Genomic DNA, 18935 nt, shown 5'->3' with positions numbered 1-18935 from the left:
CGGTTAAGTGCCCGGCGTTTTCCGGGCCTCTCGTTGTGTGTTAAGCAATGCCCTCTTCGCTCAAGAGGGCACCGTTTTTTTTGGCTGGTTATCAGAACGATTCCCAGTCAGAACCGTTCGCTGTTGACGCTGCGGGTCGCAGGCTAACCTTAGCGCGCGCTGCCGCTGGGGCGTATTTTGGCTTAGCCGTTTCTGAATTCAGTTTGAACACAGAAACCAGTTGCGCCAGTTGCTCGGCCTGTTGTTCCAGTGATAATGACGCCGCAGACGACTCCTGAACCAGCGCCGCATTCTGCTGGGTTGTGGAATCGAGCTCCGTTACCGCTTTACCAATCTGATCGATACCCCTGCTCTGCTCTTCCGAGGCGCTGGAGATTTCGTTCATGATCCCACTCACATTGGTGACCGAGGAGACAATCTGCTCCATGGTGGTACCGGCTTTGTTCGCCATCTCTGAGCCGGTCGTCACACGTTGTACGGACTCTTTTATCAATCCTTCGATCTCTTTGGCAGCCTGAGCGCTACGTTGGGCAAGGCTTCTTACTTCACCCGCTACCACCGCGAAACCGCGCCCCTGCTCGCCTGCGCGCGCCGCCTCAACGGCTGCGTTAAGCGCAAGAATGTTGGTCTGGAACGAAATACCATTTATTACGCTGATAATGTCGGTAATTTTGTTGGAGCTTTCGGTAATGGTTTCCATGGTGCTGACCACGTCCCAGACAATTTTGCCACCGGAACGCGCATGCTCTGCCGCCACGCCTGCAAGCTGGCTGGCCTCACGCGCATTGTCTGCGTTGCGTTTAACCGTTGAGGTCAACTCTTCCATACTCGCCGCCGTTTCGACCACCGCGGCTGACTGCTCTTCGGTGCGGGAGGCAAGGTCAGTGTTGCCTGCGGAGATGTCCGACGAGGCATTCGCCACGTGAATGACCGACTCTTTAATTTGGGTGATCATGTCACGAAGCTTATCGTTCATGACGCCCATTGCCATTGTCAGACGGCCCAGTTCGTCGGTTGACTGCGGCTCAATGGTCGCGGTCAGGTCGCCTTCGGCAATGCGTTCTGCCAGCGTCAGGTTGTGTTTAATCTGGCGGGTCATCTGGCGGGTAAGCAGCCAGGCAACCAGTAACCCTGTCAGCACTGCGCAAACGGCGACGATGCCCATAATGATCATCACACGTTGAATAATATCGATATTTTTCTGAGTCTGACCAGTTACCAAATCATTCGTAATGGTATTAATTTTTTCTGCAACGCCGGTGAGTGCTGTCGCGGCACTCTGTGACTCTTTCTGGGCTTTCGTATAAGCGGCAACATTATCCTGTATTCCGTTCAGGAATGTCTGAGCCATCTCTTTATCTTCGGCTGTAAAAGTGACATTTTCGGAATGAATAAGCTTCGCCGCCTCATCGTATTGAGCCTTAAAGATATCCATCCCCAATTTTCCGGCAGATGACTGAATTTGATAAGCGGCCGCCCAGGTGTGATTGAGGTGATTGAGCAACGCGACTTCATCTTTTGAAATGGTTTCCTGCTGCTCAAGGCGGGTACTGAATTTATCGAGCAGGGTTTTGAGAGCAGGAGAGGTTAAATTCTGCGATTTTTCGACGGTCACCTGTTCGAGTTTAACGAACGTATCACGGTGGGTGGCATAGTCAGGAATAGTACTGCGCAGCTCATCAAACAAAACACGGGCATCGCTGTCCCAGGTAAAGTCGAGACCCGTAATCGCTTTTTGATCCATCTTATCAATGGCGACTCTATTCGCCTGCAGTGATTTTTCATCATGGTTTAATTGATAAGTCAAACGGTTACGTCGCGCCGTATTGAGCTCGGTGCTGATCTCATTGATTAATTTGCCCTTTAAGGCATGCTCACGGATACTCGCGGACTGTTGAATGCTGATAAGTGAGGACAGAACAATAATAACGATTAAAACTGCAAACCCGCCAAAAAGTTTGGCAGCCACAGGCAGATTTTTTATTGACGGTAACAGCTTTGACATAGACGTATCCTCAGTGTTCTTTTTTAATATTTAAAAAATAGTTTCATTTTTACTTCTTATTCGATTGCGGTTTTTCATTTCTTTTTGAGGAGTCACAAAAAGTGGGCTATCACGTTACTTATCGTCAATTACGCAATTTAATTTAATAAAAAAATCAAAAAAAAGATCTGCAGAAAACATATCCTAAGAAAATTAAGGTTGTTGCATAAATAATGTGAACGGCCCAGCATATTGCGGTGTTCTTACCGTGATAATCATGAGCCTGCAAAGTTGTTTATGTCCAACTGCCACTGCGTAAAATTAAAAGATATAATATATTTCGCTAACTATGTATATTGCGAGGATTACTGTTCGGCATGTTATTAAATATCATCCTGTGAGCTTTTTTGCTGCTCACTATCGAAAATACTCATCGTGTCAATCAAGAACGAGAAGCACCTGAGATTGTAGCCGTATTTAAAATAACGCACTGTCTCAACGATTTTCTTTATTCATGTTGCACTGAGTGCCCCATCCGGCTGACGAACCACCCCGGTTTTGCGGCGCGGTTCAGCCAACCGTGGAAAAATCACATAAATCGCTCTGCCCCGCCTGACGCTTCAATTGTCTGCCCGGTAACAAACTGATTTCTGTCTGAAAGCAGGAAAGCCGTAATTGCCGCAATATCCTCAGGAAGCCCAAAGCGCCCCACCGGGGTTTTCTCTTTCCCCAGCAGTGCCATCACCTCGTCGTCCGTTTTTTCAGCCAGTTCAGGGCGCCGATGGCGGACATTCGGCAGCATATTCTGCGCCCAGTTATCGGTCGCGACAGCGCCCACACCAATAGCATTGACCAGGATACCATCCGGCGCCACGCTCAACGCTAAGCTCCGGGTCAGATTGTTAATTGCCGCACTCAGGGCGTGTGAGACGGTAAGTTGTGGGTTAGGATAGATACCGCCGATGGAAGAAATATTAACAATGCGCCCCCAGTTTCGCTTCTGCATGCCGGGAATAACGGCCTTACAAAAGCGCCGCATGGCAGAGAATTTGGTCTCCGTCATTAATTGCCAGTCCTCTTCTGACGAGGTGAGCAGAGTACCCGCATGCGCTCTTCCGGCATTATTGACCAGTAAATCAATTCCCTGAAAAACCGTTTCTGCGTGTTCAACCACCCGTGCCGGGAGGTGGGGATCGGTCACATCCCCGGCAACAGGCAGCGCCGAAACACCATATTTATCGGCAATCTTCTTCGCGGCCAGGATCAGGTCAGACTCTTGTCTGGATACCATGACTAAATGCGCCCCGTTTACCGCCAGTTCTTCGCAAATGCTAAAACCAATGCCGGTTCGGGCTCCGGTGACCAGCGCCACTTTTCCTGTCAGTTTTAAATCCATGTGTTGTTCCTCATAGTAAACACAATGACCAGATGAAGAATATGAGTAACAAATAACGCATTCAGGGGCTTGCGCAGCAGAATTCAGACGTCTGAAAAAAACGCACAAAGCGTTAAGCATCACCTCTTCTTATACTGCGGCAACATTTTATTCCGGGTGAGGAGTGGTCAATGCAGACCCACAACCACGCGCTTTCTTCTGCCAGGATCCTGATGCTGGCTATTATTTGCTGTATCGTGGTGGCGAATATTTATTTTAATCAATCCGTTCTGAATTTGATGGCGGGCGCCTTTCCCAATGAACGGAATGCGGTTTCTTTGATCCCCATGGCGACCCAGTTAGGTTATGCGGCGGGGTTATTCTTTCTCATCCCATTAGGCGATTATATTGAACGTCAGCGGCTGATCTTGCGCCAGGCCCAGGTGCTTTTCCTGGCGCTGCTCGGCATGATGTTATCCCCAACGGCGACTGTGCTGGTGTTTTTCTCTTTTATTACGGGCATGTCCGCAACCGTGGCCCAACAAATCGTGCCGCTGGCTGCTTCTCTTGCCGGGCCGTCATCCCGGGGTAAAATCGTGGGTACCGTGATGAGCGGCGTTCTCGCCGGTATCCTTGCCGGACGGGCGATTGGCGGTCTTATCGGTCAGTATTTCGACTGGCGGGGTGTCTTTTTGTTCGGCGCGCTCATGACGCTACTGGCCGTCGTTTTTATCGTGCGCATTCTGCCTTCTCAGTCGCTGCCTGCGCCAACATTTAACTATCTGGCGGTATTGCGTTCACTCGGACAACTGTGGAAAAGCGAACCGCAGGTGCGCAGGGCAACGCTGACACAAGCCATGCTGTTTGCCTCCTTCAGCGTGCTGTGGACCGTACTTCCATTCTGGTTAGCCCATCGCTACGATTACGGCGCGGGAGTAACCGGAACACTGGCGGCGCTGGGGTTAATCGGCATTCTGTGTGCCCCGCTGGCGGGGAGTTTCAGCGATCGTCAGGGCCCCTTCCGGATGGTGATGTTGGGCGTCATTCTCATGCTGCTGGCCTGGATTGTTTTTTGGGGCTGGAACAGTATGGCGGGGATGGTGGTGGGCATTCTGTTACTGGATGCGGGCGAACAATGTGTACTGATAGCGAACCAGCACACCATTTACGCGTTGCGCCCGGATGCCAGAAACCGTCTGAACACCCTCTTTATGTGCGTTATGTTTATTGGTGGCGCCTGTGGTTCCCTGACAGCCACCGGGTTATGGCAGGCAACGCAAAGCTGGACGCTGATTTCTGCGGCGGGGGCCGCTCTCGTACTCAGCGGGATGCTCATTGCTGTGAGACGTAAAGATTAGCGCCCTATTCGGGCACACAAGGCCAGCGCATTTCTTACCTCTGTCGCCCGGTGTGAACCATCAACATTGTTTAAAGCGTTCCGAATTAACTGCTTTGCTGCCCCGTTTTCCCCGGCTTCGGCCTGAACGGTTGCCAGTGAACAGGCAATACGCAGAGCCCAGCCGTGGGCCCGCTGCTGACGCGCTTTATCCAACGCTTGTGTCAGCAATAAACGTCTCGCCTGGGCTGGCGATTGCATGGCGCAAAGACGCATCAGTTCTGGCGCGCACCAGTTGTCTGGCCCCTCGCTGGCGGCTTTCTGCGCCAGCGCGCCATCAATTTCTGACAATAAAGGGGAGTATTGCCAGTCTAATCCCGTCGCCCGCAGCGAACTGAACAGTGTGGTTTGACTGACATCGGAATGAAGGAACTGTTGGGCCCAGACAAGAAACAGTTCGCCGTAGGTCTTCCAGAAATACAAATCATGTTTTTCTGCCAGTTGAACAAGCCAGTTCGCGGCCCTGATCACCCAACGCTGACGGCGTTCCAGCGCCGCTGTCATACAGGCGCCCTCGGCGAGCGCACAGCAGAGAGAACAGGCATGCTGCAAACGGGCGGCTTTTTTAACGCCGCGCAACGCCATCTGTTTTGCGGCCTTATACTCACCCTGAACCCAGAGTAAGCGAGACAGAAAAGCCATGCCGGCGGTCTCCTGATCGAGACCAAAACGAAAGGAGTGGCTCATACTTTCCTGCGCGTACCAGGCCAAAGATTGCAACAGATAATGGCGGCCTTCGCTATGCTGACCTAAAAAATGCAGCGAGACACCGAGAATACGCAGCCCGGCGGCATGGGCTTCTGCATCATTAACGGATCGCGCCAGTTCGCACATTGACTGTGCATGTTCACGCGCTTTACCAGGGGCGCCCGTGCGCAGACAATACAGCCATAACCCATAGTGCGCCTGTAAACGTATCTCTTTGTCATCGAGCTTTTCTGCCAGCGTCAGTGCGGTTTGCCAGGCCAAATGAGTTTCAGATGTCGGGCCTTTTGCCCAGGTCGATGCCTTACCTGCTGCGGCGCACAGATGCATTCTCTGATGTAACGTTAATACGACCCGCGCGTTATCTTCATAGAGCAGAGGTTGAATATGACGCTGACACTCATCATAGAGTGAGTATTCAATCCAGAACGGCGTCATCGCCTGTAAGATCGCAAGCCCTGTTGAGGGATCGCGCCCCTCCGTTAATGTTTGCTGTAAAACGCGGCGCAAATCATTAAGGATGGGGCGATAACGCTCCCGCCACTGCTCCGTTGGTAAGCTAAGCCAGTCCCTCTGCGCCTGTTCCACCAGCACGCTATTGTAATGGGCAAAATCGGCTGCAAGCGCAACATATTCATCCTCATCCCGGAGCTTCGCGCAGGCGAACTGGCGCAGGGTTTCCAGCAGACGAAAACGCGTAACAGGCGCCTGGCTACTGACCTGAATCAGCGACAGAGACAACAGGCGCTGCAGATCGTCAATAACCTGCCAGCTATGGTTGTCCTTTGTTCGCAGAAAATCACTGACGGATTGCACACTAAACGTGTCGGTAAAGATGCCCAGCATTCTGAATAATCGCTGCTCACGCGCGTTGAGTAACTGATAAGTCCACTCCAGCGTCGTCACTATTTTCTGATGTCTGGGCTCCAGCGAACGGTGGATATTGCTCAACAACGGGAAGCGGTCCTCAAGCCGATGATAAACCTCACTCACACTCATAAAGGGCAGACGGGAGGCCGCAAGTTCAATAGCCAGGGGTAAGCCATCAAGATGACGGCATAATTCACCAATCAACACCAGTTCACGTGCTGAGGGTTGGAAATCATGCGCACTGGCCCGGACACGCTCAATAAAGAGACGGACGCTGGCAAAAGAGATTAACGTGGCGTTATCGGCGCCCTCTTCGTGCGGGACTTGCAACGGCGGGAGTAAATATTGTTGTTCACCAGCAACCTGTAGCGCCACCTGGCTGGTCAATAACAGTTTGATCCGGGGGGCCAGCCTCAGAAGCCGCGTCATCAGCGGTTCCAGTTCGCTCGTCACGTGTTCGCAGTTATCAATAAGCAGCAAACACCGACGACTCGCGAGCTGTTGGCGTAAATCGGCATCCTGCTCAAGACCGGCTAAGGGAAGATGTAACGCCTGAGAAATAACGGAAAGCACGCTGGATGCGTCGGTAATATGGGCCAGTTCCGCCACACAGACGCCATCGGGAAATTGCGGGTGCAACTGGTTAACCACTTCCCATGCCAGACGCGTCTTACCCACGCCGCCTGGACCGGTTATCGTCACCAGAGGGTGCTGATTTAGCAGGGCACAGAGTTCCTGCACCGCCTGGTCGCGCCCTAAAATCGAGCTCAGAAAGGGGGTAACAGGCGGAACCGGTATTTCCGGGTCGGGAGATGCCTGCAACGGTACGTTCTTGATGTTAAAGCGGTAGCCACTGCCAAATTCAGTAACAAGGAGATGCCGGTCACGCCCCAACAGGCGGCGAAGCGCTGAAATTTGCGCCTGAAGATTGTTCTCTTCGACGATTTCCTTTCCCCACACCTGGGTCAGGAGAGACGCTTTACTGACCGCTTTACCGTCGGCCCTGATCAGAACCACCAGAACATCAAATGCTCTGGCAGAAATTTTTACCGGCTTACCCCGGTGCAACAGAATCCTTAGCTGGGGCCAGAGTTGCCATTCAGCAAAGTGAATCTCGTCCGTTGTTATCATAGTCTTGAGATCTTCTGTTTTTCACCATCACACGCACTGTATGCCGGAAAAGCCATTTTTACCGTAAGAACGTCAGGCTATAAAGAGACCCGGTATAGCCTGACCTGAACCGTTGATAAGTATAGGGTCATGCCCCTGTGGCGCATAGCCCTGCGATGTATTCATTCACTCGCAATGGGAGTCATTATCAGAGGTTTGTCAGCACAATTTTACCCTGAATCCCGCCCATCGCGGCACGCTGATGGGCAGCGGATGCCATGGCTAACGGATAGGTACTGTCTATAACCACCCGGACAAGGCCATTTTCCAGAAGACGGCCTGCTTCATTTAATTGCGCGCCGCTGGAGCGTACCTGGGTGGAAGAGACCGTAATCTCTTTTTGCGCGGCCTCGTCCCTTGCGGAAAAACCCAAAGGGTTAACCAGAAAAAGAGCCCCGCCTGGCTTTATACAACGCAGAAAGCGTTCCATATGCGCCCCGCCCACCGCATCGAGAACCAGATCAACATTGTTGACCACCTCCTCGGCTGCCGTTGTGGTGTAGTCGATAAATTCGTCGGCCCCCAGCTCACGCAACAGCGCCTCATGGCGCGAAGAAGCCACAGCGATAACTTTCGCCCCTTTCCAGTGGGCGATTTGCACGGCAAGGTGCCCCACGCCGCCGCCAGCGCCATTGACCAGTACCGTCCGGCCTTTTAATGGCACGGCTTTATGAGGAAAAGGCTGGAAGGGATTAACCGCATCATGCCCTGTGTCGACAAGAAACTGCCAGGCGGTAAGCAGCGACATTGGCGCGGCGGCGGCCTCCACATGCCCAATCCTCTGGGGTTTGAGTGCCAGTTCGGATGCGGGCACACTGACATATTCTGCATAGGCGCCGCTGCCCGTCATCACCTTCTCAGGAAAACGCACCATCGAATAGACGTCATCTCCGGGGCGAAACGCAGTCACATTTTTACCGACGGCGGCAACGATGCCTGATACGTCAGTGCCCAAAATAAGGGGAAAAACGGGATCGGGACGCCATTCCGGTGGCAGTGTGCGAAAGCCATCGCGCAGATACCAGTCCGGCGGGTTAAGGCTGGCCGCCTGCATATGCACCAGGACATCGTCGTTGCCCACATGTGGTCTGGGTGCATCTTCATAAAGCAGGTTTTCTGGCCCGCCAAACGCATGGAGTTGTACTGCTTTCATCATCTCAGTCATCATCATCTCGCTCTAAAAGACCTCAGGTGACAGAGCATAGGATCAATAACCCAGGTTGATAATATGGCTGAATTTCGCTTTACTTATGCCATGAAGGAACAAATCGGTTTTGAGAGACTCACGGGTCTTATTGCATTCGCTCGCGCAGGCGCTCTGGGTAGCTATAGTGCCGCTGCCCGTTCGCTTTCTGTTTCCCCCTCAGCCATCAGTAAAAGTATTCAGCGCCTTGAGAAGCAGCTCGGCATTACCTTATTCACCCGAACGACACGCTCACTGGTGTTAACTGCCGAAGGGCGCGAACTGCATGAGCGGGCTTTGCGGTTGCTACGGGATGCGGAGGAGATTGAACAGATAGCGAAACACGCTCGCGCGGAGCCCGCAGGGATATTACGCATTGCGGCGTCACTGCCGGTGGGTATCCATATGATTGCCCCTCTCCTTCCCGCCTTTTGCGCACGTCATCCAAAAGTGACCATTGATCTACGCCTGAGCGACCAGCGAGTAAGCCTCGTTGATGAGAATATTGATATTGCCATTCGGCTTGGCGAGCTCGCGGATTCCAACCTCCTGTTGCGTCGCCTCCCGCCCTATCAGATAGGTTGTTATGCCTCGCCTGACTATTTAGCCCGCTGCGCCCCTCCGCTGCATCCCAATGATTTATCCGGGCATACGACGATTAATCTGCGTTATCAAAATACAGGGCAGCTTTTTCGCTGGCCGTTTCGCGTCGGGGAGCGCGAGATAGACATTGTGCCGTCATCAACGATCATTGCGGATACCAGCGAAGCCGTCATTGCCGCCATTGTTGCCGGTGCCGGAATCGGTATGGCCGCGAATTTTATGGCGGCGTCCCGGGTAAGCGATAAAAAGCTTGTTCCGCTGCTCTGCGATTTCGCGGTGGAGCGGCATGATATGTCGGCTGTGTGGCATGAAAGTCGACGTTCCAATCCTGCGGTACGCGCTTTTCTGGATCATATGCTTAGCCATTTTTAAGCTACCGGTTTTCAGCGATAACACCCACTGCACCGTCAAATGGGCCTCGTCAGGCGCAATGCGTAGCGTCGAGCCTGTCACAATAAATTTCTTACCTGTACACCGTGGCATCGCCATTTCCTGAAATCATCTTTCCGCTCAGTTGATTTAATATAAAACAATAAAAATTTATTGTAAAACGATAAACTCCAGGCTAGCCTGCACACACTTCAACCTACCGTTTGCCAGGAGAGGCATCGAATGAAAAGAAGTCTGCAATATGGCGTTTCGCTTGCGGGAATCATGCTTTGTGTTCCTTTACACAGCGCGGATCTGTCCGGGTACGCGGGTCTCGGCGTTGCAGTCAGCCCCGTCTATTCGGGGTCACAGCACGCTGCGCCAGGTCCGTTACTCAAAGGTGGCGTAAGCCTTAGGAGTGATGGCTGGGGATATTGGGATCTGTCTACAGACGGTCTGGCATGGACGCTGCCAGCGGATTCCCCGTTTGCCGTGAGCCTGCTGTTAACACCGGATGAGGGGCGAAAAGAGGTGTTCAACTACCCATTTTCCGGCAGAAAAAACCGTGACTTGCAAGGGATGGGAGACCTGTCCGACATCCTCATGGCGGGTGCGGAATTGCGGTATCAACGTGAGGGCTGGATGGTATGGTTGCGCGCATTAAGTGCAACACAAAAGCACCGATACGGGGGCGAAACGCAGGATCCGGGCATGACGTTAAACAGTGGCGTGAAGGCAACGCTATGGCACTGGCGGGATGTCGATTTTTCAGTCGCTGGCGATATCACCTGGGCGAACGGCGGTTATCAGCAGCGCCATTACGGTGTCACCACAAACCAGGCGCAACGCACTGATTTTTCTGTCTATCGCCCGTCATCGGGTTTCCAGCTTGGTGGAGTGACTACCGGGCTGGTCTGGCACATTAGCGAAAACGTAGCCGCAGGAGTGAGTGGTCGCGCGGCATACCTGTTTGATGAGGCGGGCAAGAGTCCGTTGGTCAAAAGCCGAATGCAGTACACCCTGTCATCACTGATTCAGTATGAATTCTGAGGCGGACAACCATGAAGAAGCACTCTGTGCGCAGTCGTACGCGGTTGTTAGCCGCCGGTACAGCTTTTGTGTCGCTGATAGCGGCGGGGATCTACCTGCAACCCGGATTTAGTTCACCGTCTTTGCATCAGACGGGAGATGCAACGGTAGCCTCGTTTTTAACCCCTTTGCTGAAAGGATCAAGAGGCAGCGTTGCCGCCGCCTTCATCACCCCGCGAGGCGTACAATATGCGCTGTGGAACAGTGATTATGCAAAACAGTATGAAATTGCCAGCCTGACCAAAACCATGACCAGCAGCCTGCTGATTGAAGCGCAGCGACGCGGCGAAGCAACGGCACAAACCCGCGTAGGAGAACTCGTCCCGGAAATCACTGGCCCGGCGAGCGAGATAACACTTGAGCAACTGGCATCACATCGCTCTGGCCTGCCGCCGCTGGCGACATCATTACGACAGAAAATTCAGGTGATTAAGTCCATCATCCTGCGTGACAATTTCTGGGATTACGATAACGAGGCATTAATAGAGATGGTGAACACCACCCGCGTTGAAAAACCCGCTGTATTTGATTACTCCAATACCGGCTATGCCCTGCTGGGATTGGCGCTGGCGCGCGCATCACATCAATCTTTTGCCACGTTGTTGCACACACGGGTTTTTGCGCAAGCGCAAATGAAAAGTTCCGTCATCGCAGACGATTCGACACCCGACATCCCTACATTCAGCCACGGCTGGTCAGTTTCCGGATTCAGCGAAGCGCCGTGGGTATTGCACGCATTTACCCCCGCCGCGGGAGTACGATCGACCATTGTCGATATGGCAAATTATGCGCAGGCGTTACTGGCAGGAAAACTCGCAGGAAGCGAAGCGATGCCGCCGCGATTTGCCACTGACGATCCCGATTCACGGATTGGTTATGCCTGGTTTACAACCCGCATACATGGGCGCGATATCACCTGGCATGACGGCGAGTCCTCGGGGTTTGCCAGCGCTATCGCCCTGGATCCGCAGCGTAAAAGCGCCGTGGTTATCCTCTCCGACACCGGATGGCCGGTGATTGGTCCGGCTGTTCGGCTGTTACTCACCCAGCCATCTTCTGAAACAGAGGCACACCGTGAACTGGATTGATATTCTCTGGGCAATTCTCGCCTTTGCTTCGACCATATTGTTTGTGTGCGGAAACTGGGCTTCGCATTACAAACTTCGCTTAGTCAATTATATCCTGACCGTTGGCATTATTATTTACTGCGTGGAGATGATGCAGGCAATAACGCACCTCAGTAAGCCGGGTTACTTATTCAGAATGCTGACCTGGGCGATTCAGGCATCTTATATCGCTTTTGGTGTCTACCGCGTATGGCCAAATCCCTGGCTAAAACGCGGCGCTAAAGGTCTGAACGCCAGCAAGATTGCTATCGCGCTGATGCTTATGTCATGCTTTAGCATACTGGTCTTAAAATAGTGCGTATTATTCAGGAAGGTTCAATGTGAAAGGTGCGAGAAATAAAATCAGCCTGGCGCTCATCACCGGTGTGCTACCGCTATTTCTCATCCTGGTGGTAATTACACCGCTGTGGATGTATTTCACGGGTTCGTCGTTTTTTATTTCCAGTATGCTCAGGTTCGCCGAGATTCAGGGCGATAATTTGCCAACCACGACGGTATCGTCACTTAACCAGCTACTTTTGCTGGTGATTCTCTATTTCCCGACGGGGCTGTTTGCTTTTGCTATCTGGCAAGGTATGAAAGTCACGCAACTGGTACGCCAACAACAGATCCTCACTCAAGCGCTGGCGCACAGTGTACGTAAAATCGCGATAGTGATGCTAAGCCTTGGGATCGTCCTGCCAGTGTGCCGCTTTTTGATCCCTCTGGTCGTCTGGTGGCCGGAACATTTCTACCAGGTCACCCTGCTGATTGGCGATATTGTTCTGCTATTAGCGGGCGGCTTGCTGCTTGTGACGTTTCACTCCCTGGTCGAGGGGATCAGAGCGGAAGAAGAAAATAAGGAGTTTATCTGATTATGGCTGTCGTGGTTCATCTGGACAAAGTGTTGGTAGAGAAGAAAATGACGTCCAGAGCGCTGGCAGCCTTTGTGGGTATCACCGAGCAGAATCTCTCGCTGCTCAAGTCCGGGAAGGTTAAAGGCATTCGGTTTGATACGCTGGCAAAAATCTGTGAGGCGCTGCAGTGTCAGCCCGGCGATATTATTTCCTGGGAGCCGGATAGCCCACCAGCCGTACCGGATGACGCGGTCTGACTGGCTCACTGAAAGTGAAACGTCATTTGAGACATTACAGTCCCCCTCAGAGATATGAATAAACCAGCCAGTAGCTGAATGGGGTCACACATGACGAAACCACAATGGCAGGTTGCGGCAGACCAGCCTGATTATGCCGCGTCGTTATGGTTTCCTTGCATTTTGCACTTCCCGGGCGAATAACCGAATTTACGCATAAATGCGCGCGAGAATGCCTCAGCGCTGCCAAAGCCCACCATCGCGGCGACGGATTTAACGCTCCGTCCGGATCGTAATTTGGCCGCGCCCAGCGCTAAACGCCAGTTGGTCAAATATGCCCCCGGCGAGGCGCCGACCGTTTTCCTGAACACCTCGATAAATTGCGCGCGGGACATTTCGGCAATCGCAGCCAGGTCGGTGATCTGCCATTTCCGCGCCGGATCATCGTGTATAGCGACAAGGCTCCTGTGCAATTTAGGGTGGGCAAGTCCCGCTAACAGCCCTGCATCCACGGTTCCCTGCGCGATTGCCCGACGAATGGCTAATACCACCACGACTTCGCACAGCCGGGTCTGGACGGCTCCGCCACCGCAACGGTTCACGTCGTACTCCGCCACGATCAGTTCAGACAGGCCAAGTAATTGCGGCATCTCCGCCATGGAAAAGCACAGCTCGTCCGGTAATGCGCTAACCAGTGGGTTCGCACTGCCGCCAAAATCTACCCTTGCGGCGGCGCACAGTGTCGCCCCGGAAGGCAGGCCACCCGATGTTCTGGCGCGGTAGAGCAAATGGGTCGGCCCGCCTGAGCAATTCACATCGATAATCAGCAGGTTTGCCGACGTTGGCGACTCGCACTGTTCCACATGGAGCGGAAAAGCGTGCAGGAAGGCCGTCAACCGATCATATCTTCGTGGAATATTCAGACTTTCAATCATGTCTTTCCCGAACTTTATTACCCAGAATCTTTTATTCTACGTCAACGAGAGAGAATGACCTACTACCGGAATGACTGCCTGGAGATGCCATGACACAAGATTCTGCTGCTAAATTCGACGCCACTCGCGCAGGGGAATACGCACAACAAAGCCGGATTGCGCTGGCCGGATATGATGCCTGCCACGAACTTTCTGCATGTATGCTCTCTGCCGCGCTGGGTGAAGCGAAGCCTGCGCGTGTGCTGGTGGTGGGGGCCGGAGGAACAGCCGGGGAGATCATCGCCGCTGCGAAACTCGAGCCACGCTGGTCTTTTGTCGCCGTCGATCCCTCTCAACCGATGCTGGATCTTGCCCGTGCCAATATCGCCAGTGCCGGAATAGCAGACCGGGTTGAAGCTGTTCCCGGTGCGGTTTCTGATCTGGATGCCTCCCCCGCCTTCGATGCCGCCATCATGATTGGCGTGTTGCACCATCTGCCAGGCGATGAGGCAAAACACGATATTCTGGCGCAGATTGCGATGCGCCTGAAACCGAATGCCCCGCTGGTCGTTGCAGGAAACTATCGCGCTTACGCATCGCAACCCGTGCTGATGGCCGCATGGGCAAATCGCTGGCGAATGAATGGCGCAGAACCCGAAGAGGTCCGGTCTAAAATGAACAAAATTCTGCAGGGCGCAGAGCCACCCCGGTCAGAAGATGATGTCTTAGCCTTACTCTTTGGCGCCGGATTTGCGGCCCCGATTCGCTTCTTTTCCAGTTTGTTCTGGGGGGCCTGGCTGGCCCGGCGTACGTCAGCGGTGAAATGAGCGAGAAACGGATATTCTGCGGGTATTTTTCTGCTTCCTGAGATACCAGCACAGGCAAAATCTGTTTTCATTAGCCGGACACATCTTGCGCTCCTGATATTGCTGGCGGGGTTAATCCGTAGAGTTTAAATAAGTCAAACAGCATGACGACCCGCCACACCCTCTGAGAACAAGCCTGAATCTCTACAAGCGTGTTGAGCTAACACCTTTTATCCCCGCCGGTCCAGCGCTTGATATCACCTATTTTTGGCGACCGGATCCCCACACTCAGGATGTTCTTGGTGGTATATAAGCTGACCTTCGCGTTGTCGCTACCCTGACTTTCCACCTGAATAAGCGTGTTGTTAATCAACAGCCCATCCGCAAGGAACTTTTGGTTGATCTCACCTTCTTTATGCTCCGCGTCAAATTCGCTTAATACGATAACCGGATTGCCTGAATAGGCCTCATATTCCAGGCACTGCCTTGCCATGTGCCGTAAGGTTCGATAGGTATCGGAGGGCCCCGTCTGGCTGGTAAAACTGCCATCAAAAGATGACTGGCTGCTTTTTAAATCACTGACGGTGATGGCGCACCCGCTCATGAAGATTGAAAAGAACAGTGTTGCCACAGACAGGTATTTCACTTTCAACTCCATTGTTCTGGTAGAGGCCCTCCGCCAGGCAGGGATCAGATGTTGTGTTTCAGGCGTCTCTGGGCTGAGGAATCCCCAGTCATCTTACGTTTTACAGCGATAACATTGCTCAATGAGAATAAAACAGTCACCGCGATGACAAGGTCCGGCTGAAAATCGATGAGGCATTGGCGGCTGACCGGGGTAGCCAGGGGGGTGGCGGTGAGCCCCCCTGGCACGTTCACGGGTTCTGTCGCGACAGAAAAGCAAGGAACATAAGGTGAACGGAATGACCATCTGAGCTGCATTTTCCCCTCACCCTGACCCTCTCCCCAAAGAGGAGAGGGGACCGTTCGTGCCCGCATTTTTGTGGGGATTCCTCAGGTCCCTGGGGTTGGGGAAGTCAATCGTCACCATCAGTCCACCTTCTGCAGATGTACTGAGGCTTACGCTGCTGTTGTGTTGCTGGGCAACCGCCTTGACGATGGCCAGGCCCAGGCCGCTTCCGCTTTGCATCTGCCCGGGATCGCGAAAAAATCGATCAAATACGCGCTCCCTCAATTCAACGGGAATGCCAGGGCCGGCGTCTGAGACACGTAACTGCGTGGATTCATCGCGTGTTCGGACCTCTACCTCAACCCGTCCGCCCTGCGGGCTGTACTTCACGGCATTTTCAATGACGTTGTCGATAAGCGACATCAGGCGTTCCCTGACGCCGGTCACCCAGCTTTCGTCATGGGAGTAAAATTCAAGCTCAATCCCGCGTTCAGCAGCCAGCGGTGACAACGCCGCCATACGCTCTTGTATGAGCGTCGTCAGCGGCACAGGCGCCATTACCGTGTCAATGCGCGCCTCACTGTGCATCAGCAATAGCAACTGATTAACGAGACGCGCCGCACGGCTATTGCTGCGAATAATCCCTGCCAGCAACTCCTGTTGCCTGCCGCTGCTGACATAGGATTGTAACGCTTCAACATTGATACGCATCGCCGCGAGCGGCGTACGTAACTCGTGAGCGGCATCGGCAATAAATACCCGTTCCCGTTCCGTGCTTTCCCGCACCCTGGCAAGAAAGAGATTGATCGCGTCAACCATCTGGCGAAGCTCCCTGTGCTTTGGCACTTCTTTTAAGGGCGAGAGATCGTCTGACGGTCGTAAGGAAACTTCATTAACCACTTTGTTCCACGGGCGCATTGCAATACGGATGGATAACCACGCTGGAAACAAAAGAAAAGGAATGCACACCAGCAGCGGCAATATGTAGTAGCCACGCGAGTTCAGATAAAAAAAGAAATTCCAGCCTGCGGCAGGGGTAACAAGTGTTACCTCCACGTCAGCGTTGTCTGACCTGAGCGTACGGCCACTCCAGGCGCGCCCTTCGCTCTGATTACGCTGAATCTCCCCAAACCGGGTATTTATCACCCCTGTCGGCGCGCCAGGCGATGAATAAATGAGTGCTTTATTCTTGCGAACAATCAGGCTGATTGAGAGCTCAGGATCTTCACCGCCGCCATAACCTTCCCGCAACGCCTTGCTGAACGCGTCAAGCACGACGGTTCGCTCCTGCGGTCGCTCGTCCATACTCTGAACCAGGGTAAAAACGGCGTCGTAGGTCTTACTGCCCGTGAGTATCGAGGGGCTGCGCAAGTCCTCCCACAAGACGAAGGTCAGAAATAGAGACCAAAGCAGTGTAAGCAGGAGCATCTGAGCGACCATAATTCGCCGCACGAGCGTTGGGGTTCTCAGTTGTCGCCAGAAATTTCGCATCAACCTTCCCCTTTCTGGATAGGCACGGTATCAATGACATACCCTACGCCCCTCACCGTTCGCACATAGCCTTCGCCAATTTTGCGACGCAAATTGCCCATATGTACATCGAGCGCGTTGCTCATATTTTCTTTTGAGCCGAACACCCTCTCTTCCAGAAACCTGCGTGTCAGCACGCGATCGGTGCGCAACATTAAAATTTCAAGCAGCGCATATTCACTGGCCGTCAATTCAATATGACGTTCGCTCACTGTCACACGTCGGGTCGGCACATGAAGCTTTAACCCCCGAATCTCTATCACCTCATTTTGAAAACCGTAACTGCGGCGCGCAAGCGCCCTCACCCTGGCCAACAATTCGGCCAGAACAAAAGGTTTGACGAGATAGTCGTCTGCACCGGCATCCAACCCGCTCAGGCGATCCTGCAGCGTACCTCGCGCAGTCAGGATGATGACGGGGATCCCTTTGAGCTGCTGACGCATGTACGTCATCAGGCTCATGCCATCACCGTCGGGCAGCCCGAGGTCAAGCAACACGAGTTCCGGCACGCAGGCATCGATTTGATGCAGCGCATCCTCTTTGCGGCGAACCCATATGACATCAAATCCTTGATCTGCAAGGGCGATACGCACACCGTTGCCCAGATCCAGGTCGTCTTCGATTAGGAGAATTTTCACAATGGTTACTGTATCAACAGTGAATGAAGATCGTCTGAAGAACAGACGGTAGCAGGAAATTCATCAGGTTTGCAGCACTGGCACTTGCTTCAGCATTTCTTCATTTTTGGCTCATGAGAACTTTAGGGTAAGCATTCACACTGAGCATTCTGGCGATTAACAACCGTTTGTCTTGTAATCAGTTGAATCCACAAGGACTTCTTTAATGAAAAACAGAAACCTGCATCCTGAGTCCCCCTGTTCATTTCCGTACCGCAGCCTGAAAAAAATGGTGCCCGGCGTTGTCCTGGCATTACTGACCACCCCGGTACTGGCGGCGGAACAGAAACAGAGCAATGAATTGACCCTGGGTGGAGGCGTGGATGTTGCGCCCTACTACTCGGGTTCGGATAAAAGTCGTGTCACCACTGCCCTGGTCGTTGATTACGCTATGGCAAACGGCTTCTTCGTCAGCGCCACGCGCGGTCTCGGTTACGGCAACAACATCGGCAAATTTAATTACAGCGCAGCGCTGAGCTACCGCGCAGGCCGTAAGGATCGTGACGTGGACAGCGACTCGATAAACGGCGGCAGCGACTATTTGCGCGGTATGGGCGATATCAAAGGTTCAGCTATCGGTGTGCCGACCCTGGGGTATGAGGTGACCGACTGGCTTAATGTGCAATTGCAGGCTGAGGTGCCCCTTTCTGAGCGAGACAATGGTACGGCCTTGCATTTCGGCATTGTCAGCCCGCTCTATAAGTCATCGAGCAATGCCGTGACGCTGGCGCTAACCGGCAGTTGGGGGACAAGCAAGTATATGCAGACATACTACGGGGTAAGCGCATCGCAGTCGGCCGCATCGGGCTTTACGCGATATGATGCCGGTTCCGGCATTTATGCCTGGTCCACAAATATTGACTGGACGTACAAGATTAATCAGGACTGGAGCGTGATTACCGAAGCGGGCTTTACGCAATTAACAGGGGATGCACGTAATAGCCCCATTGTTCAGCGAAAAACATCGCCCACCGGAAGCCTGAAGGTGACATACAGTTTCTGATCGCTGTTCGCGGTGCGTTTCCGGCAAACTTATGGCGATGCCATCTCAATGAATCCCTTTCGCGCCGTCCCGGCTCAGATGGCGGGGGCGCGACTTCGGATGTGCCGTTAGCAAAGGCCACGCTGGAATAACGTGGCCGGTGCGCCAGAGCG

General features: G+C 53.2%; 17 protein-coding genes. 9 read left to right on the top strand and 8 right to left on the bottom strand.

The window, feature by feature from the left end; all coding sequences use genetic code 11:
- Window positions 1-91 precede the first annotated feature (91 nt).
- Together IP582_RS10555 and IP582_RS10550 are read right to left on the bottom strand one after the other, a co-directional pair.
- Window positions 92-2005 carry a methyl-accepting chemotaxis protein gene (locus IP582_RS10555; RefSeq protein ID WP_193795896.1) on the bottom strand — a complete coding sequence of 638 codons (1914 nt, stop codon included), beginning with the start codon at window positions 2003-2005 and terminating at the stop codon, window positions 92-94.
- 568 nt (window positions 2006-2573) lie between these two features.
- Window positions 2574-3380: an SDR family NAD(P)-dependent oxidoreductase gene (locus IP582_RS10550; protein ID WP_193795895.1), complete on the bottom strand. Its 807-nt coding sequence runs from the start codon at window positions 3378-3380 to the stop codon at window positions 2574-2576.
- 170 nt (window positions 3381-3550) lie between these two features.
- Here IP582_RS10550 and IP582_RS10545 point away from each other — a divergent pair, with 170 nt between their 5' ends.
- The gene (locus IP582_RS10545; RefSeq protein WP_228007965.1) at window positions 3551-4717 is read left to right on the top strand and encodes an MFS transporter; all 1167 of its coding nucleotides are present in this window, start codon (window positions 3551-3553) and stop codon (window positions 4715-4717) included.
- Here IP582_RS10545 and IP582_RS10540 read toward each other — a convergent pair.
- Both IP582_RS10540 and IP582_RS10535 read right to left on the bottom strand, forming a co-directional pair.
- Window positions 4714-7461, bottom strand: a complete 2748-nt coding sequence (locus tag IP582_RS10540) for a winged helix-turn-helix domain-containing protein (protein ID WP_193795894.1) — start codon at window positions 7459-7461, stop codon at window positions 4714-4716. The two genes, IP582_RS10545 and IP582_RS10540, sit on opposite strands and share 4 nt — an antisense overlap.
- A 187-nt stretch (window positions 7462-7648) precedes the next feature.
- Complete coding sequence (locus tag IP582_RS10535; RefSeq protein ID WP_193796235.1) at window positions 7649-8665, bottom strand: NADP-dependent oxidoreductase; 1017 nt, start codon at window positions 8663-8665, stop codon at window positions 7649-7651.
- Window positions 8666-8755: 90 nt separating this feature from the next.
- On the opposite strand from IP582_RS10535, the gene IP582_RS10530 reads away from it, so the two are divergent.
- From IP582_RS10530 to IP582_RS10505, 6 genes are all read left to right on the top strand, one after another.
- Window positions 8756-9658: a LysR family transcriptional regulator gene (locus tag IP582_RS10530; protein WP_193796234.1), complete on the top strand. Its 903-nt coding sequence runs from the start codon at window positions 8756-8758 to the stop codon at window positions 9656-9658.
- Between the two features lie 240 nt (window positions 9659-9898).
- Window positions 9899-10705 (top strand): MipA/OmpV family protein, encoded by an 807-nt coding sequence (locus tag IP582_RS10525; protein WP_193795893.1) that lies wholly within the window; start codon window positions 9899-9901, stop codon window positions 10703-10705.
- 11 nt (window positions 10706-10716) lie between these two features.
- Window positions 10717-11832 carry a serine hydrolase gene (locus IP582_RS10520; RefSeq protein WP_193795892.1) on the top strand — a complete coding sequence of 372 codons (1116 nt, stop codon included), beginning with the start codon at window positions 10717-10719 and terminating at the stop codon, window positions 11830-11832.
- A complete protein-coding gene (locus IP582_RS10515) occupies window positions 11819-12166 on the top strand; it encodes a hypothetical protein (RefSeq protein ID WP_193795891.1) in 348 nt (115 codons plus the stop codon). Before IP582_RS10520 ends, IP582_RS10515 begins: the two co-directional genes overlap by 14 nt.
- Window positions 12167-12191: 25 nt before the next feature.
- Window positions 12192-12725 (top strand): DUF2975 domain-containing protein, encoded by a 534-nt coding sequence (locus IP582_RS10510; protein WP_193795890.1) that lies wholly within the window; start codon window positions 12192-12194, stop codon window positions 12723-12725.
- 2 nt (window positions 12726-12727) lie between these two features.
- Window positions 12728-12964 (top strand): helix-turn-helix transcriptional regulator, encoded by a 237-nt coding sequence (locus tag IP582_RS10505; protein WP_193795889.1) that lies wholly within the window; start codon window positions 12728-12730, stop codon window positions 12962-12964.
- A gap of 131 nt (window positions 12965-13095) precedes the next feature.
- On the opposite strand, the gene IP582_RS10500 is transcribed toward IP582_RS10505, so the two are convergent.
- The gene (locus tag IP582_RS10500; protein ID WP_193795888.1) at window positions 13096-13878 is read right to left on the bottom strand and encodes an AraC family transcriptional regulator; all 783 of its coding nucleotides are present in this window, start codon (window positions 13876-13878) and stop codon (window positions 13096-13098) included.
- Between the two features lie 89 nt (window positions 13879-13967).
- Between IP582_RS10500 and IP582_RS10495 the strand changes: the two genes are divergently transcribed.
- Window positions 13968-14684, top strand: coding sequence for a class I SAM-dependent methyltransferase (locus IP582_RS10495; protein ID WP_193795887.1), 717 nt, complete (start codon window positions 13968-13970; stop codon window positions 14682-14684).
- 199 nt (window positions 14685-14883) lie between these two features.
- Here the strand turns inward: IP582_RS10495 and IP582_RS10490 are convergent, their stop codons facing one another.
- From IP582_RS10490 to IP582_RS10480, 3 genes are all read right to left on the bottom strand, one after another.
- The gene (locus IP582_RS10490) at window positions 14884-15321 is read right to left on the bottom strand and encodes a hypothetical protein (protein ID WP_193795886.1); all 438 of its coding nucleotides are present in this window, start codon (window positions 15319-15321) and stop codon (window positions 14884-14886) included.
- 291 nt (window positions 15322-15612) lie between these two features.
- Entirely contained in the window at window positions 15613-17064 is a 1452-nt protein-coding gene (locus IP582_RS10485) for a HAMP domain-containing sensor histidine kinase (RefSeq protein ID WP_193795885.1), read from the bottom strand.
- A complete protein-coding gene (locus tag IP582_RS10480; RefSeq protein WP_193795884.1) occupies window positions 17064-17741 on the bottom strand; it encodes a response regulator transcription factor in 678 nt (225 codons plus the stop codon). Before IP582_RS10480 ends, IP582_RS10485 begins: the two co-directional genes overlap by 1 nt.
- Before the next feature lie 205 nt (window positions 17742-17946).
- Here IP582_RS10480 and IP582_RS10475 point away from each other — a divergent pair, with 205 nt between their 5' ends.
- Complete coding sequence (locus IP582_RS10475; RefSeq protein WP_193795883.1) at window positions 17947-18783, top strand: MipA/OmpV family protein; 837 nt, start codon at window positions 17947-17949, stop codon at window positions 18781-18783.
- Window positions 18784-18935 lie beyond the last annotated feature (152 nt).

Source organism: Citrobacter sp. BDA59-3, from assembly GCF_015167655.1.
Taxonomy (GTDB): Bacteria; Pseudomonadota; Gammaproteobacteria; order Enterobacterales; family Enterobacteriaceae; genus Phytobacter; species Phytobacter diazotrophicus.
The sequence above is the reverse complement of the archived record's forward strand: the minus strand, read 5'-3'. Positions and strand labels throughout refer to the sequence as shown.